The sequence below is a fragment of the Amycolatopsis sp. NPDC114505 genome, assembly GCF_055633615.1.
This window is the reverse complement of the sequence record NZ_JBVKDV010000003.1, coordinates 414,723-431,419: the sequence shown is the minus strand read 5'-3', so window position 1 is coordinate 431,419 and position 16,697 is coordinate 414,723. Positions and strand designations below refer to the sequence as shown.

At 70.5% G+C, this 16,697-nt stretch carries 13 protein-coding genes; 5 read left to right on the top strand and 8 right to left on the bottom strand.

Features of this window, described 5'->3' with window-relative positions:
* Position 1 precedes the first annotated feature (1 nt).
* Both ACZ7OU_RS31215 and ACZ7OU_RS31210 read right to left on the bottom strand, forming a co-directional pair.
* Positions 2–1,921 (bottom strand): molybdopterin oxidoreductase family protein, encoded by a 1,920-nt coding sequence (locus tag ACZ7OU_RS31215; protein WP_470257947.1) that lies wholly within the window; start codon positions 1,919–1,921, stop codon positions 2–4.
* A gap of 13 nt (positions 1,922–1,934) precedes the next feature.
* Positions 1,935–2,930, bottom strand: coding sequence for a 2-dehydropantoate 2-reductase (locus ACZ7OU_RS31210; protein ID WP_470257946.1), 996 nt, complete (start codon positions 2,928–2,930; stop codon positions 1,935–1,937).
* A 184-nt stretch (positions 2,931–3,114) separates the two neighbouring features.
* Here ACZ7OU_RS31210 and ACZ7OU_RS31205 point away from each other — a divergent pair, with 184 nt between their 5' ends.
* Positions 3,115–3,852: a GntR family transcriptional regulator gene (locus tag ACZ7OU_RS31205; RefSeq protein WP_470244012.1), complete on the top strand. Its 738-nt coding sequence runs from the start codon at positions 3,115–3,117 to the stop codon at positions 3,850–3,852.
* A gap of 31 nt (positions 3,853–3,883) precedes the next feature.
* Here ACZ7OU_RS31205 and ACZ7OU_RS31200 read toward each other — a convergent pair whose 3' ends face one another.
* The 4 genes from ACZ7OU_RS31200 to ACZ7OU_RS31185 form a co-directional block, all read right to left on the bottom strand.
* Positions 3,884–5,260 carry an OFA family MFS transporter gene (locus tag ACZ7OU_RS31200; protein WP_470257945.1) on the bottom strand — a complete coding sequence of 459 codons (1,377 nt, stop codon included), beginning with the start codon at positions 5,258–5,260 and terminating at the stop codon, positions 3,884–3,886.
* Positions 5,261–5,362: 102 nt separating this feature from the next.
* Entirely contained in the window at positions 5,363–7,489 is a 2,127-nt protein-coding gene (locus ACZ7OU_RS31195) for an acetate--CoA ligase family protein (protein ID WP_470257944.1), read from the bottom strand.
* A complete protein-coding gene (gene frc / locus ACZ7OU_RS31190; protein ID WP_470257943.1) occupies positions 7,490–8,719 on the bottom strand; it encodes a formyl-CoA transferase in 1,230 nt (409 codons plus the stop codon). It lies immediately after the preceding gene.
* A gap of 14 nt (positions 8,720–8,733) precedes the next feature.
* On the bottom strand, positions 8,734–10,470 hold the full coding sequence (locus tag ACZ7OU_RS31185; RefSeq protein ID WP_470257942.1) for a thiamine pyrophosphate-binding protein: 1,737 nt from the start codon (positions 10,468–10,470) through the stop codon (positions 8,734–8,736).
* Between the two features lie 267 nt (positions 10,471–10,737).
* Between ACZ7OU_RS31185 and sucC the strand changes: the two genes are divergently transcribed.
* Genes sucC through ACZ7OU_RS31165 form a run of 4 tightly spaced genes read left to right on the top strand, consistent with a single transcriptional unit; the run spans position 10,738 to position 14,117 of the window.
* Entirely contained in the window at positions 10,738–11,883 is a 1,146-nt protein-coding gene (gene sucC, locus ACZ7OU_RS31180; RefSeq protein ID WP_470257941.1) for an ADP-forming succinate--CoA ligase subunit beta, read from the top strand.
* Position 11,884: 1 nt separating this feature from the next.
* A complete protein-coding gene (gene sucD / locus ACZ7OU_RS31175; RefSeq protein WP_470257940.1) occupies positions 11,885–12,766 on the top strand; it encodes a succinate--CoA ligase subunit alpha in 882 nt (293 codons plus the stop codon).
* Positions 12,766–13,191, top strand: a complete 426-nt coding sequence (locus ACZ7OU_RS31170) for a beta-class carbonic anhydrase (protein WP_470244005.1) — start codon at positions 12,766–12,768, stop codon at positions 13,189–13,191. The genes sucD and ACZ7OU_RS31170 overlap by 1 nt, the downstream gene beginning before the upstream one ends.
* The gene (locus ACZ7OU_RS31165) at positions 13,191–14,117 is read left to right on the top strand and encodes a LysR family transcriptional regulator (protein ID WP_470257939.1); all 927 of its coding nucleotides are present in this window, start codon (positions 13,191–13,193) and stop codon (positions 14,115–14,117) included. Before ACZ7OU_RS31170 ends, ACZ7OU_RS31165 begins: the two co-directional genes overlap by 1 nt.
* On the opposite strand, the gene fdhD is transcribed toward ACZ7OU_RS31165, so the two are convergent.
* Together fdhD and ACZ7OU_RS31155 are read right to left on the bottom strand one after the other, a co-directional pair.
* Complete coding sequence (gene fdhD, locus ACZ7OU_RS31160) at positions 14,105–14,938, bottom strand: formate dehydrogenase accessory sulfurtransferase FdhD (protein ID WP_470257938.1); 834 nt, start codon at positions 14,936–14,938, stop codon at positions 14,105–14,107. The genes ACZ7OU_RS31165 and fdhD overlap by 13 nt on opposite strands.
* Position 14,939: 1 nt before the next feature.
* Entirely contained in the window at positions 14,940–16,250 is a 1,311-nt protein-coding gene (locus ACZ7OU_RS31155) for an OFA family MFS transporter (protein ID WP_470257937.1), read from the bottom strand.
* Positions 16,251–16,697: the final 447 nt, after the last annotated feature.

The window sequence follows — 16,697 nt, the reverse complement described above, 5'->3', positions numbered from 1 at the left end:
TTCAGACCTCCACCGGCAGCTTGTCGACGCGGATCGCGGCGGCCTTGTACTCGGCGGTCCCGGCGATCGGGCAGGTCGCCTCGATGGTGATGACGTTGACGTCGACCTCGTCCGGGAAGTGGAACGTCATGAACGCCAGCCCCGGCTTCAGGCCCTTGTCGAGCCGGACGGGCGCCACGATCTCCCCGCGTCGCGAAGAGATCCGGACCAGCTCGTCGGGCGCCACGCCGAGGGCACGCGCGTCCTCGGGGCAGAGGTCGAGGGTCTCGCCCTGCCGCAGCGGCGACGGGAACCCGCCGGACTGGACGCCGGTGTTGTACGAGTCGAGCCGCCGGCCGGTGGTGAGCCGGATCGGGAACTCCTCGGTGAGCAGGTCGACCGGCGGGCTGTGCTCGATCACTGTGAACGGCGCCGGGCGGCCGCGCTCGGCCGGGTCCTCGGCCCACAGCCGGCCGTGCAGGAACGTCGGCTCGAGGGTGTCCTCGGAGTAGCACGGCCACTGGATGCCGCCGAGCTCTTCGAGGCGCGCGTAGGACATCCCGGCGTGCATCGGGGACAGCGAGCGCAGCTCGTCCCAGACCTCCTCGCCGCCGGTGTGGTGCCAGTCGTGGCCGAGCCGGCGGGCCAGCTCCGAGAGCAGCTCGATGTCGTCGCGCGCGCCCGCCGGCGGGTCGAGGGCCTTGCGGACGCGCTGGACACGGCGTTCGGAGTTGGTGAAGGTGCCGTCGCTCTCGCACCAGGCCGCCGACGCCGGCAGCACGACGTCGGCCAGCTGCGCGGTCTTGGTGAGGAAGATGTCCTGCACCACCAGGTGGTCCACGTTGGACAGTCGCTTGATCGTGTGTTCGCAGTCCGCTTCGGACTGGACCGGGTTCTCGCCGATGATGTACACGCAGGTCAGGGCGCCGCGTTCCATCGCGTCGAGCATCTGGGTGAGGTTGAGGCCCTTGTGCGCCGGGATCGACGAGCCCCACGCGGCGTCGAACTTCGCCCGGACGCCGGCGTCGAGGATGTCCTGGAAGCCCGGCATGCGGTCGGGGATGGCGCCCATGTCGCCGCCGCCCTGGACGTTGTTCTGGCCGCGCAGCGGGTTCAGCCCGGCGCCGTAGCGGCCGACCTGCCCGGCCAGCAGCGACAGGTTGATCAGCGCGAGGACGTTGTCGGTGCCGTTGTGGTGCTCGGTGATGCCGAGGGTCCACGACAGCTGCCCGCGGTCGGCCCGCGCGTAGGTGTGGGCCAGCTCGCGGATCAGCTCGGCCGGCACGCCGGTGGTCTTCTCCGCGACCTCCAGCGTCCACGGCTCGACCGACGCGGCGAACTCGGCGAACCCCTCGGTGGCGCGCTCGATGAACGTCGTGTTCGCCAGTCCGGAGTGGATGATCTCGCGCGCGATCGCGTGGGCCAGCGGGATGTCGGTGCCGACCTCGAGCTGCAGCTGCCGGTGCGCCCACTGCGCGGTGCTCGTCTGCCGCGGGTCCACGACGAAGAGCTTCGCTCCCTTGTGGACGGCTTTGAGCACGTGCTGGAAGAAGATCGGGTGCGCCTCGCGGGGGTTGCCGCCCCAGATCACGATGACGTCGGCGTCCTCGATCTCCTGGTAGGACGACGTCCCGCCGCCGCTGTCGAACACCCGCGCCAGCCCGGCGACGCTCGGCGCGTGGCAGGTGCGGTTGCACGAGTCGACGTTGTTCGTGCCGATCACCGCGCGGGTGAACTTCTGCGCGACGTAGTTCATCTCGTTGGTCGCGCGGGCGCACGAGAACATCCCGAACGCCTCGGGGCCCTGGGTCTCGAGGGTCCGGCGGATCCCGGCGGCGGCCCGGTCGAGGGCTTCGTCCCAGGTCGCCGGCCGCAGCACGCCGGAGTCACGGACCAGTGGCTGGGTGAGCCGGACGTACGGCTCGGTCTTCTTGCGCTTCACGGGCACCTCCGGTTCAGTGCGCCCCGACGGGGACGGGCGGGTTGCTGGTGTGGTCGAGCAGCGAGATGGCGGCGTGGACGTGCCGCAGCGCCGGTGCGGGCACCCCGGTGAGGCCGGCCAGCTCCACGACCGCGCCGATGATCGCGTCGATCTCCAGGGGCTTGCCGGCTTCGAGGTCCTGCAGCATCGACGTCTTGTGGTGGCCGACGCGCCAGGCGCCGTCGATGCGCTTCTCGACCGAGACGCCCGGGTCGCTGCCCGCCGCGCGGGCGATGGCGAGGGTCTCGGTCATCATCGTGGCGACGAGCGCGCGCGTGTCGTCGTGCTCGCACATCTGCGCCATGGTCGCCCGGGTCAGCGCCGAGAGCGGGTTGAAGGCGACGTTGCCCATCAGCTTGATCCAGATGTCGTCGCGCAGCCGTGGTTCGACCGGTGCCTTGAGCCCGCCGGCGATCATCGCCGCGCTGAGCACCTTGCAGCGCGCGGAGATCTCGCCGTCCGGCTCGCCGAGGGAGAACCGGGTGCCTTCGAGGTGCCGGATCACGCCCGGCTCCTCGATCACCGTCGAGCAGTAGACGACGCAGCCGATCGCGCGCCGCAGCTCGAGCACGGCGGTCACCGAGCCACCCGGGTCGACGGTCTCGACGCGATGCCCCTCGAGCGGGTGCCCGGCCAGTCCGTGGAAGTACCACCACGGGATGCCGTTCTGCGCGGCCACGACCGCGGTGTCCGGGCCGAGCAGCGGGGCGAGCAGCGGCTCGCACGAGGCGTAGGAGTTGGCCTTCAGGCCGAGGAAGACGAAGTCGACCTGGCCGACTTCGGCCGGGTCGTCCGTGACGTGCGGGTGCGCCGTGAAGTCGCCGCGCGGACTCAGCACGCGGACGCCGTGCTCGCGCATCGCGGCGAGGTGGGCCCGCCGGGCGATCAGGTGCACCTCGGTCCCGCCGCGGTGCAGCGCGGCCCCGACGTAGGCGCCGATCGCCCCGGCCCCGAGAACTGCCACCTTCATGATGTGCCTCCCACTTCGGTCCAGCACGTGATTGCATACAGTATCCTGGATCCGGTATTGAGACCAGGTTTTCCTGGCCGGAGACCGCGTGAAACTCCCGACAGGGTGAGTTCTGGGATTTTGCATACCAAAACCTGTATCCTGATCACAGATCTTCGCGTTCCTCTCCCTATCGAGGTGTCCCGTGAGCCAGCCCGCTTCCCCGCTCCAAGACCGCGGCCCCGGCGGCCGCCGCACGGCCAAGGGCTCGCTCAGCTCGACCGCCGCGAAGCGCGTCGAACGCCCCGCCCCGCTGCGCCAGGTCGTCTACGAGGCGCTCGCCGAGCTGATCATCAACCGCACGCTCGAACCCGGGCAGCACCTGGTCGAGGCCGACCTGGCCGAGTACCTCGGCGTCAGCCGGCAGCCCGTCCGCGAAGCCCTGCAGCGTCTGCAGAGCGAAGGCTGGGTCGACCTCCGGCCCGCGCAGGGCGCGTTCGTGCACCTGCCGACCGACGAAGAGGCCGACCAGCTGCTGAGCGTCCGCAGCGTGCTGGAGACGCACTCCGCGAAGCTCGCCGCCGGCAACGCGACGGCCGACGACGTCGAACGTCTCTGGGAGCTGCAGAAGGCGGGCATCACGGCCCTGAAGGCCGAGGACACCGAAGGCCTGGTCGCGGCCAACGCCGCCCTCCACGCGTTTATCACGCAGCTGTCGGGGAACGCCGTGCTGGCGGAGATGATCGGCCTCGTCGACCGACGGGTCCGCTGGTACTACACGCCGATCGCCCGCCCGCGCGGAAAGGACGCGTGGAACGAGCACGACGAGCTGATCAACGCGATCTCGTACGGGAACGCCGAAGCCGCGGAGGAGATCATGGCCAGGCACACCGAACGGACCCGCCAGGCCTACCACGAACGTCCGGAAGCTCCCCGATCCTGATTGAGGCAGGACCGGGGAGCAGGCAACCGGATCAGCCGCCCGCCGTGGCGGATGGCCGTGCAACCAGCTCGGTTTCGGCGAGCTGGTTGCGCGGCCGGCCCGGCTGGCGCAGGAACAGCGTCAGCACCGCCGACAGGAGCGCGATGCACCCGGCGAGGATGTACGCACCGGTGTAGCCCCACGCGCTGATGACCCCCGCGGCGAGCCCGCCGCCGCCGACGCCACCGACCAGTTTCGCGCTGTAGACCAGGCCGTAGTTCGACGCGTTGTTGTTCTCGCCGAAGTAGTCCGGCACGAGCGCGGCGAACAGCGGGTAGAAGGCCCCGCCGCCGAACCCGGTCAGGAACGCGAACACCATGAACAGGACCAGGTTGTGCGTGTTCCCGGCGTACAGCACGCCGAACTGCGCCAGCGCCGCGATCACCAGCACCAGCGTCAGCGTCTGCTTGCGCCCGAGCTTGTCCGACGCCCAGCCGACGACCGCCCGCCCGGTGCCGTTCACGATCGCCAGTACGCCGGCCGACGAAGCCGCGACGAACGCGCCGAAGTGGCTTTCCTTGGCGAACGGCACCTGGAAGTTGATGCCGAACAGCGAGACGCCGCCGATGATCACCAGGCTCACCCACATCAGCGGGAGCATGCCGGTCCGGATGGCTTCCATCGGCGTGAACTGCCGGACCGCCGGCGGGTTCTTCGCCAGCGTCTTGACCCCGGTCCTGTTCTTGGCCCAGGTCAGCGGGTCGACCTCCTTCGGCCACCAGCTCTTCGGCGGGTCCTTGAACAGGAACCCGCAGACGCCGACGACGATCAGCATGTAGAGGCCGATCCCGTCGAGCACCCCGGTGACGTTCTCGTGCCCGAGGAACGCGCTGAACAGGTAGATGAACGGCACCGAACCGTAGGCGAAGCCGCCGTTCACGAACCCGGTCCGCGCGCCCCGCTTCTCCGGGTACCACTTGCCGACCATGTTGATGCAGGTCGCATACACGAGCCCGGCGCCGGTGCCGCCGAGGACCGAGTACCCGATGAACGCCAGCGTCAGGTTCCCGCTGTGCGCGATGGTGAAGTAGCCGATGCCGCTGCAGACGGCACCGATCAGCATCGCCGTCTTGGCCGAGACGAGGTTCTTCTCCCTCAGCCGGCCCGCCGGGAACGCCACCCCGGCCTGGAACACCGCCCAGATGCTCGCCAGCCAGAACGCGTCCGACAGCGACCAGCCGTACTTCTCCTCGAGGGTGCCTTCGACGGCGCCCCAGCCGTACTCGAACACGCTGACCGCCATCATGGCGATCCAGGGCAGCCAGACCATGAAGCTCCGGGAGCGCCCCATGATGTCGTGCGGTGACTCCCCTATCCGGTACACCCGTCCGTTCTCGTCAGTGATCTCCTGGTACGTAGCTGCGGTCATAAGAGTTCTCTTTCGTCACCGTTGACTCATGTCCCTCTGTTGCCGTCGTGCGGTGGATCTTCGTCCTTTCTCGTTCGGCGAGCCAGCCCCTGTGGAGGACGCTCAAAGCAGGCCCGCGGCCCGCGCCCAGCGGTACTTCGCACCGAGCACCGCGACGGGCTTTTCGGTGGTGTACGGATACGCGACGACCCCGTGGTCGTAGAGGTAGTCGCTCGCCTCTTCGACCTCGACGTCACCGGAGAGCGACGCGACGACGGGCTTGTGGATCCCCTTCGCGCGGTACTCCTCGACCACTTGCGCGACGAGCTCCGCGAACACCATCGGCGGGGTGACGATGGTGTGCCAGTAGCCCAGGATCAGGGCGTGGATCCGGTCGTCCTCGAGGCCCAGCGCGATCGTGTTGCGGTAGGTCGAGGGCGGCTCGCCGCCGGTGATGTCCACCGGGTTGCCGGCCGCGCCGAAGGGCGGGATGAACTTCCGGAACGCCGTGTCGAGGTCCGGCGGGATCTCCATCAGGTCCAGCCCGTTGTCGACGCAGGCGTCCGAGAGCAGCACGCCCGAGCCGCCGGCACCGGTGATGATGACGACGTTCTCGCCCTTCGGCGCCGGCAGCAGCGGGATGCCGCGGGCGTACTCGAGCATGTCGTTCAGCCCGGGCGCCCGGATCACGCCGCTCTGGCGGAGGATGTCGTCGTAGACCTTGTCGTCGCCGGCCAGCGCGCCGGTGTGCGAGCTGGCCGCCTTGGCGCCCTGCGACGTCCGCCCGGCCTTGAGCACCACGACCGGCTTGCGCTTCGAGACGCGCTTCGCCGTCTCCGCGAACGAGCGGCCGTCCTTGAGGTCTTCGAGGTGCATCGCGACGAGCTGGGTGTTGTCGTCCTGCTCGAAGAAGGTGAGCAGGTCGTCCTCGTCGATGTCGGCCTTGTTGCCCACGCCGACGATCGAGGACACGCCCATCTTCGCCGAGCGGCTGAACCCGAGGATCGCCATCCCGATCCCGCCGCTCTGCGACGAAAGGGCCACGCCGCCCTTGACGTCGTACGGGGTGCAAAACGTCGCGGACAGGTTCTCCGGCGTGTAGTAGTAGCCGTAGATGTTGGGCCCGAGGATGCGCACGCCGTGCTTGCGCGCGATCGCGACGACCTCGTCCTGCAGCTCGATGTTGCCGGTCTCGCCGAAGCCGGACGGGATGAGGATCGCGCCGGCCGCGCCCTTCTTGCCGACCTCTTCCAGCGCGGCGGGGACGAACTTCGCCGGGATGGCGAACACCGCGACGTCGACGTCACCGGGTACGTCGGTGATGCTGGCGTAGGCCTTGCGGTCGAGGATCTCGGTCGCCTTGGGGTTGATCGGGTGGATCTCCCCCGCGTAGCCGCCGTTGACCAGGTTCTTCATCACCGAGTTGCCGATCTTGCCGGCTTCGGCCGACGCGCCGATCACCGCGATCGACGCGGGCTTCATGATCCGGTTCATCGAGGCGAGGATCTCCTCCTGGGTGAACCGGACCGGCTCCTTCGCCGCGTCCGGGTCGACCAGGATCCGGACGTCGACCGCGGTGGCCCCGGTCGCCGTCGCGAGCACCGGGTTGAGGTCCACTTCGGACAGCTGCGGGAAGTCGGCGACCAGCTGCCCGAGCCCGGTGATCACCGCGGCGAGCGCGTCACGGTCGACAGGATCCGAGCCACGGACGCCCCGGAGGATTTCCGCCGCCTGGATACCGTCGATCATGGACAGCGCTTCCTCGGTGCTCGTCGGCGCGAGCCGGAAGGTGACGTCCTTGAGCACCTCGACCAGGACGCCGCCGAGGCCGAACGCGACGATCTTGCCGAACGTCGGGTCGGTGACCGAGCCGATGATCACCTCCTGGCCTTCGGTGAGCATCTGCTGCACCTGGACGCCGAGGATCCGCGCGCCGGCGTTGTACGCCTTCGCGTTCTCGATGATCTTCTCGAAGCCCGCCTTCACCGCTTCGGCGTCCTTCAGGCCTACGAGGACACCGCCGGCCTCGGTCTTGTGCAGGATGTCCGGCGAGACGATCTTGAGCACCACCGGCAGCCCGATGTCCTGGGCGTGGGCCACGGCCTCGTCGGTCGTGGCGGCCAGGCGCTCGGCCGGGGTCGGGATGCCGTAGGCCTCGCAGACCGCACGCCCCTCGGGCGCGGTCAGCGAGGACCGCCCCTCGGCCGCCGCCTGGTCGAGGATCTTCTCGACCGCCGCGCGATCCGCCACTCAGATCACCCCCGCCGCGCGGAACTTGTCGAGCTCCGCTTCGCTGTAGCCGAGTTCGGACAGGACCTCGTCGGTGTGCTCGCTCAGCAGCGGCGAGCGTTCGATGTCGACCGGCGAGTCGGACAGCTTGAGCGGGCAGCCGACGGTCTTGAAGCTGCCGCGCTCCGGGTGCGCCACCTCGACGACCGAGCCGAGCTCGGCCAGGGTCTCGTCCTCGATCAGTTCCTTCGTGGACAGGATCGGGCCGCACGGGATGTTGCAGGCGTTGAGCTTCTCCAGCACTTCCCACTTGGTGTGCTTCTCGGTCCACTCCTCCACGAGCGCGAACATCTTGTCCAGTTTGGACAGGCGGACCTCGGGCGTGGCCCACGCCGGGTCCTCGGCCAGCTCGTCCTTGCCGATCAGCCGGGCGAGTGGCGCCCAGCCGGGTGGCTGGACGATCACGTAGATGTAGTCGTTCGGCCCGCCGGGCGCGCACTTGACCGCCCAGCCGGGCTGGCCGCCCCCGGAGGCGTTGCCCGAGCGCGGGACCTCGTCGCCGAACTGGTCGTTCGGGTACTCGCCGAGCGGGCCGTGGGTGAGCCGCTGCTGGTCGCGCAGCTTGACGCGGCAGAGGTTGAGCACGGCGTCCTGCATGGCGACCTGGACGCGCTGGCCGCGGCCGGTGGTGGTCCGCTGGAACAACGCGGCGAGGATGGCGGCCACCAGGTGGATGCCGGTGCCGGAGTCGCCGATCTGCGCGCCGGTCGCGGTCGGCGGCCCCTCCTCGAAGCCGGTGGTGCTCATCGCGCCGCCCATGGCCTGCGCGATGACCTCGTAGGCCTTGAAGTCGGCGTAGCGGCCGGGGCCGAACCCCTTGATGGAGGCGTAGATCAGCCGCGGGTTGAGCGCCGAGAGCTTGTCCCAGGGGTAGCCGAACCGGTCGACGACACCCGGGCCGAAGTTCTCGACCAGGATGTCCACTCCGGACACGAGCTTCTCGAAGACCTCTTTGCCCTCATCGCTCTTCATGTTGAGCGTGATGCTGCGCTTGTTGGAGTTCAGCATCGTGAAGTAGAGGCTGTCGACGCCGGGGAGGTCGCGCAGCTGGCCGCGCGTGATGTCGCCCCGGCCGGGGGTCTCGAGCTTGATCACGTCCGCGCCGAGCCAGGCCAGCAGCTGCGTCGAGGACGGTCCGGACTGCACGTGCGTCATGTCGAGGACGCGCACGCCCTCCAGTGCCTTACCCATGCCTAGGCCTCCGCTCACTTGTACATGGTCTGGTTCATGGTTCCGGGGGCGTACACGTCGGGATCGACCCAGACGTTGATCAGCGACGGCTTGCCCGACTCCCGTGCCCGCTGCAGCGCCGGCGCGATGTCGGCCGGGTCGCGGACCTCTTCGCCGTGGCCGCCGAGCATCCGCGCGAACTCGTCGTAGCGGACGTCGCCGAGGGTGTTGCCGATGCGTTCGCGCGGCAGGCCGTACTTCGCGGCCTGGCCGTAGCGGATCTGGTTCATCGACGAGTTGTTGCCGACGATCCCGACGAACGGCAGGTCGAACCGCACCAGCGTCTCGAAGTCCCAGCCGGTGAGGCTGAACGCGCCGTCGCCGAAGAGCGCGACGACCTCCTTGTCCGGCCGCGCGTGCTTGGCCGCCATGACGAACGGGATGCCGACGCCGAGTGTCCCGAGTGGACCCGGGTCCATCCAGTGGCCGGGCGACTTGGGCTGCACGACCTGGCCGGAGAACGTGACGATGTCGCCGCCGTCGCCGATATAGATCGAGTCCTCGGTCAGGAACTCGTTGATCTCGTGGACCAGCCGGTAGGGGTGGATCGGGCTCGCGTCGGAGTGCTGCAGCGGCAGCCGCTTCTGCTTCGCCTTCTCCTCCACGGCCTGCAGCTCTTCGAGCCAGGCCTTGCGGCCGACGGCGCCGTTGTCGGTGCGCCCGGACGCGGCTTCGGCCACCGCGGCCAGGACCTGGCCGGCGTCGCCGACGATGCCGAGGTCGATGTCGCGGTTCTTGCCGACCGTGCGGTAGTCGAGGTCGATCTGCACGACGGTGGCGTCCTTCGACAGCCGCTTGCCGTAGCCCATCCGGAAGTCGAACGGGGTGCCGACGATGATGATGAGGTCGGCGTTGTCGAAGGCGTACCGGCGCGAAAGCTGGAAGTGGTGCGGGTCGCCGGGCGGCAGGGTGCCGCGGCCGGCGCCGTTCATGTACGCCGGGATGTTCAGCGTGCGCACGAGGTCCACGGCCGGTTCGGTGGCGCGCGTCGTCCAGACCTGGCTGCCCAGCAGGATGGCCGGCTTCTTCGCGTGCACCAGCAGGTCGGCGAGCTTCTCGATGTCGGCCGGGTCGCCCGCGTTCCTCGTCGACGCGCGGTAGCGGCCGGCCTCGGGGATCCTCGCGTTCGCGAGCGGCACGCGCGCGTCGAGGACGTCACGCGGGATCTCCAGGAACGACGGCCCGGGTGCGCCGGCGTAGGCCTCGCGGAAGGCCATGCTCACGAGGTCGGCAACCCGCGCGGTGTGCGGCACGGTGGCGGCGAACTTGGTGATCGGCGTCATCATGTCCACGTGCGGGAGGTCCTGCAGGGACCCCATCTTGTGCTGCGTCAAGGCACCCTGGCCGCCGATGAGCAGCATCGGGCTCTCCGCGCGCAGGGCGTTCGCCACGCCGGTGACGGCGTCGGTGGTGCCGGGGCCGGCCGTGACGACCGCGCAGCCGGGCTTGCCGGTGATCCGCGCGTAGCCGTCGGCCGCGTGGGCCGCGACCTGTTCGTGGCGGACGTCGATGACCTGGATGCCTTCGTCGACGCAGCCGTCGTAGATGTCGATGATGTGGCCACCGCACAGGGTGAAGATCGTGTCGACTCCCTCGGCCTTCAGCGCTTTCGCCACCAGGTGGCCGCCGGAGATCTCGGCGGGCGCGGGCTCGGCGCCGTTCGTCGCTCGGGCACTCTCCCCCGCGGTGGTGCCGGTCGTTGTCAGCGCCATTGCTCAACTCCTCTGGTCCGCCGCCGGATCTCTCTTGTCCGGCGCTCCGTATCCGGTCCGCTCATCGCCGCTGCCGGCGTCCGTCGAGGTCAGCGGCCTCGCCGCGGCAGACTGTAGATTGCATACCGTATGGGGTAGGCATATAGTCACTCCTCAAGCAGCCCGTGTCCAGGGCTATCCGCAGGGTTTTTCCGGGCCTCGCTCCCGCCCTCGCGGACCACCACTTCACGCCCTTGCCCTGCCCCGCCACGGAAAGGACGCCCCCGCATGGACCTCTTCGAACACGAAGCCCGAGATCTCTTCGAGAAGCACGGCATACCCGTCCCCCGCGGCCGGGTCGCCGCCGATCCCGCCTCGGCCCGTTCTGCGGCCGCTTCACTCGGCGGGCCGGTGGTGGTCAAGGCCCAGGTGAAGACGGGCGGGCGCGGCAAAGCGGGCGGCGTCCGCGTCGTCCGGACCGCCGACGACGCCGAGCAGGCCGCCGACGACATCCTCGGCATGGACATCAAGGGCCACACCGTGCACCGCGTCCTGGTGACCGAAGCGAGCGAGATCGCCGACGAGTACTACATCTCCTTCCTGCTCGACCGCGCCGGGCGGACGTTCCTCGCCATGGCGTCGACCGAAGGCGGGATGGAGATCGAGGAGGTCGCGGCCACCCGGCCGGACGCCCTGGTCCGGGTGCCGGTCGACCCCCTCTCCGGCGTCGACTCGGCCGCGGTCGCCGCCGCGTTCCCCGCCGACGTCCGCGGCGAGGTCGCCGGCGTCGTCGAAAAGCTGTGGGACGTGTTCGTCGCCGAGGACTGCACACTCGTCGAGGTCAACCCCCTGGCCAGTACGTCGACCGGGATCGTCGCGCTCGACGGCAAGATCACCCTGGACGACAACGCGTCCTTCCGCCGATCCGGCGCTTACGACGACCCGCTGGACGGCGACCCCCGGGAACGGGAAGCGCATTCTCTGGGCCTCAACTACGTCAAGCTCGACGGCGACATCGGGGTGATCGGCAACGGCGCCGGCCTGGTGATGTCCACTTTGGACGTCGTGGCGGCGGCCGCTCTCGAAGCGGGCGCGCGGGGGCCGGCGAACTTCCTCGACATCGGCGGCGGCGCGTCGGCCGAGGTGATGGTGAACGGGCTGACCGTGATCCTCGGCGACCCGCAGGTGCGCAGTGTGTTCGTCAACGTCTTCGGCGGGATCACCGCGTGCGACGCCGTCGCGACCGGGATCGTGCGGTCGCTGGAGATCCTCGGTTCCCGCGCCACCAAACCCCTGGTCGTCCGGCTCGACGGGAACAACGTCACCGAAGGCAGGCGGATCCTCGCCGAAGCCGCCCACCCCCTGGTCACCGTGGTGGCCACCATGGACGACGCCGCCCGCGAGGCGGCGAAGCTCGCGATCGCGGAGGTCTGACGTGGCCATCTTCCTGGACGAGACCAGCCGGATCGTCGTCTCCGGCATCACCGGGTCCGAAGGCGCCAAGCACACCCGCCGGATGCTGGCCGCCGGCACGAACGTCGTCGGCGGGGTGAACCCACGCAAAGCCGGGCAGCACGTGGAAATCTCGGGCCGTTCGCTGCCTGTGTTCGGCAGCGTCGCGGAGTCGATCGCGTCGAGCGGGGCCGACGTCTGCGTGCTGTTCGTGCCGCCACCGTTCGTCGAGGACGCCGTGGTCGAGGCGGTGGACGCCGGGATCGGGCTCGCGGTGGTGATCACCGAGGGCGTCCCGGTGCACGACACCGCCCGGCTGTGGGCACACGCGGTCGCCGCGGGTGGGCGGACCCGGATCATCGGGCCGAACTGCCCGGGCATCATCTCCCCCGGCAAGTCCAACGCCGGGATCATCCCGGCCGACATCACCGGCCCCGGGCGGATCGGGCTGGTGTCGAAGTCGGGCACCTTGACCTACCAGCTCATGCACGAGCTGCGCGACATCGGGTTCTCGACGTGCGTCGGGATCGGCGGCGACCCGATCATCGGGACGACGCACATCGACGCCGTCGAAGCGTTCGAAAAGGACCCGGAGACCGACCTGATCGTGCTGATCGGCGAGATCGGCGGCGACGCCGAAGAGCGGGCGGCGGAGTTCGTGCGCGCCAACGTCTCGAAGCCGGTCGTCGGGTACGTGGCCGGGTTCACCGCGCCGGAGGGCAAGACGATGGGCCACGCGGGCGCGATCGTCTCCGGCTCGGCCGGGACGGCGTCGGCGAAGAAGGAAGCGTTGGAGGCCGCGGGAATCCGCGTCGGACGGACGCCGAGCGAGACGGCGGCGCTGGTCCGGGAGGTGCTGGGCTGATGTCCGCGAAGCCGCGGCTGAAGCTGGCGGTGCTCGCGTGCATGGACGCGCGCTTCAGCGTCCACCGGCTGCTCGGGCTCGGCGAGGGCGACGCGCACGTGATCCGCAACGCGGGCGGCGCGGTGACCGACGACGCGATCCGCTCGCTGACGGTGAGCCAGCACCTGCTGGGCACGCGCGAGATCGTGCTGATCCACCACCGCGACTGCGGCATGCGGACGTTCACGGACACGGAGTTCGCCCGGCGCCTGGAGTCGTCGACGGGGATGCGGCCGGGCTGGGCGGCGGAGACGTTCACCGACCCGGCCCAGGACGTCCGCCAGTGCATCGCGCGGCTGCGGGCGTCGCCGTTCCTGTCTCATACGGAGGTGGTCCGCGGCTACGTCCTGGACGAGCGGACCGGGGCGCTGGACGAGGTGCCGTGATGGAGTTGCGTCAGCTGGCGGTGGTGGTGGCGGTCGCGGAGGAAGGCGGCTTCACGGCGGCCGCGCACCGCCTCCGGACGGTCCAGTCGACGGTGTCCACGGTGGTCCGGGCGTTGGAGCGTGACTTGGGGACCCCGTTGTTCCACCGCACGACGCACCGAGTGGTGTTGACGCCCGCCGGCGAGGCGTTCCTGCCCGCCGCGCGGGCGGCTCTGGAGGCGGTGGCGAGGGCCAGGGCGGCGGTGTCCCCGGTGGGCGGCCGGGTCCGGTTGGGGGTGTGCCCGGGGTTGCTGGCGGACTTGCACCGGGTGCTGGCCGCGTTGCGGCACGTGCACCCGGGGTTGGTGGTGGAGGTGCGGCAGGTTCAGGCCGGTGAGGTGGAGCGGTTGTTGGCGGAGTGCACGGTGGACGTGGTGCTGACGGTGGGTGCGGGGTGTGGTGCGGCCGCGGATTCCGCGAGCTTGAACGGTTTCGCGGCCGTGCTGCACGGTTTCGCGGCCGTGCCGGGTGCCGAGCTCGCGGCCGGGTCAGCGACACGAGATCCGGCACTCGCGCCCGGGCTGGTCGCCACTCCGCTCCCCGCGGAAGAACTCGTCCTCGCCACCGCGCCCGGTGGGTCGCGGTCCGCTCCCGCCGATCTCTCCGAGCTGTCCCTTGTGGACTTCCCGCTCGGCTGGGCCATCCGGGAAGCCGTCGACCGGGCGTTTCCCTGCCGACGGCTCTCGCTCGAAGTCGATGATCTCGGCGTCGCCGCCGGGCTCGTCCGGGCCGGGCTGGCCGCCTGTGTTCTACCCGCGTCGGCGGCCTCGCGGTTTCCCGATCTCACCGTCCGGCGGTTCGATCGGCCGCCGTCGTGGCAGCTTGCCGCACTGCACCGGGGCGATCCCTCCCCCGCGGTCGCCGCGCTGCTCGCTCAGCTCGGCTGAAACCCGAGCCGGTCGGGTCGCGTGTAGACGTTCATCGACGTGCCACGCAGGAAGCCCACCAGCGTCAGCCCCAGCTCTCCGGCCAGGTCCACCGCCAGTGACGACGGTGCGGAAACCGCTGCCAGCAAAGGTATCCCCGCCATCGCCGCCTTCTGGACCAGCTCGAACGACGCCCGCCCGCTCACCATCAGCGCCGTTCCGGACAGCGGTAGGCGGCCGTCGCGGGTCGCCCAGCCGATCACCTTGTCCACCGCGTTGTGGCGGCCGACGTCCTCGCGCAGGCACAGCAGCTTCCCGTTCGCGTCGAACAACCCCGCCGCGTGCAGGCCGCCCGTGCGGTCGAAAACCCGTTGTGCCGCGCGGAGTTCGTCCGGCAGTCCGGCGAGCGTCGCCGGGTCGATTCTGAACGGGTCGTCCGCGATCGGCCACGTCACCGTCGTCCGGACGGCGTCCAGGCTCGCCTTGCCGCACAGGCCGCACGAGGACGTCGTGTAGAAGTTGCGCTCCACCGACGCGTCCGGCGGCGCGACGCCTGGCGCGAGCACGACGTCGAGCACGTTGTACGTGTTGCCGCCGTCGGCCGTGGCTCCGGCGCAGTAGCGGATCGAGTGAACGTCCGGAGCCGCCCGCACCACGCCCTCGCCGACCAGGAACCCGGCGGCGAGGTCGAAGTCGTCGCCGGGGGTCCGCATCGTGATCGACAGCGCTTTCCCGGTCACCCGGATTTCCAGGGGCTCCTCGACGGTCAGCGTGTCCGGGCGCGCGGTCGGCACGCCGTCGCGGACGCGCAACACCCGGCGACGGCTGGTCATCCGCCCCACGTCAGGCCGCCGGCAGCAGCGACTTGGGCCGGCCCGGCTGGGTCAGCCGCCCGGACAGGACCGCGCCGGCCAGGCTCAGCACCCCGGCCGCGGCGAACGCGCCGACGAACCCGTGCGACGTCACGACGAGCGCGGCGAGCCCGATCCCGACCACCGCACCGACGGCCTTGGCGGAATAGAGGATCCCGAAGTTCTGCGCCGGCGACTCCTCGCCGAAGAACTCGCGCACGAGGCCGAGCAGCAGCGTGTAGCAGCAGCCGTTCCCGAGGCCGGCGAGCGCGACACCCAGCAACAGCCCGACGGCGTGCCGGTGCTCGCCCGAGTAGAAGAGGACGAACTGGGCGACACCGCCCGCGAGCAGGGCGAACCGCAGGATGCGGTGCCGGCCGAGCCGGTCGGCGAGGCGGCCGATGAGGACCCGTCCGCTGCCGGTCGCCGCGGCGAGCAGCGCCAACGCGGCCGCGGCGAGCCCGGGCCCGCTGCGCTCGGCGACGAAGGTCGCCAGGTAGGCGAGGTCGAACAGCAGCACGGCGGCCGCGAGCACGACGACGAGGTACAGCGCGAGGGTCGTCCCGCACCGGAACAGCTCCGCCGGCCGGTAGTGCCGGACGGCCGGCCGCCGGTTGTGCGCGCGGTCGAGCGCCCAGGTGCGGGGCTCGGGCGTCGCGGGCCACCAGTGCCGCGGCGGGTACCGGAGCAGGACGGCGCACCCGGCGATCACGGCGAGCACGACGCCCGCGGTCACGTCCAGGAGCACCGGCCGCGCGCCCGGCAACGCGGCGGCGAGCACGACGAACGGGACGCTGCCGTAGGCGAACGCGCCGCTCACGATGCCCGCGCTCGGCGCCGTCCGGTCCGGGAACCAGGTCAGCACGGCGCCGACGCAGGTGGCGTAGACGAGGCCGGTGCCGAGCCCGCCGAGCACCGAATAGCCGAGGAAGACGGCGGGCAGGCTGGTCGCGTGCCCGAGCGTCACGAGCCCGGCGGCGCACAGCACCGCGCCGGCCGCCATCGCCGCGGGGGCCGGAAGCAGGCCGCGTTCCCGCAGCCAGGCGGCTGGGAAAGCCGTGCCGGCCTGGCAGATCGCCCAGAGGGCGAGCGACAGGACGATCCCGCCGAACGTCCAGCCGTGGTCCCGGCTCAGCGCGGGGACGATCGCCCCGAAGCCGTACTGCTGCACCCCGGCGGCGAGCATCGACGCCGCGGCCAGCCACGTGATCCACGTCCGCGGCCGGCCGAGCAGCTCCCGGTCGGACTCCCCGACGCGGTACCGCCGTCCGTAGACGTCCCGGAGCTCGCGGACTTCGGTCATCGCGACCGCCTCCTCAGAACCCTCGACTGAAGTTTGTATACAGTATGGAGTAGTCTGAGTGTGCGCTCGTCGCGGTCGATTGTCTACAGAAATGCCCGAACGGCGGCACGCGAGAGGCGGAAAGCGCTTCGCGGCGACGGTGCCCGGAGGGGCGAGAGTAAGGCGGCCCGGTGGCCATCGAGGGAGGAGGCGGCCACCGGGCCGTGCTCCGGCGCGGTACCGGCCGCGTGGAGCACTGCCAGTCTGGCCATCGGACCCACCCTCCGACAAGCTTTACCGGCCGGGAAATGTCCGCTCGCCGCGTTTTTTCGCGCTGGCGACACGAATCGGAAGATCCACACGCGACGGAAGACCGGCCGCGCGCCCCAGGACGAGCCGATCAGGACAGTCGCCGACGAAGCCGGCCCGGTGGGAAACAAACAAACGAGCATGCGTATCGCGCCCGGG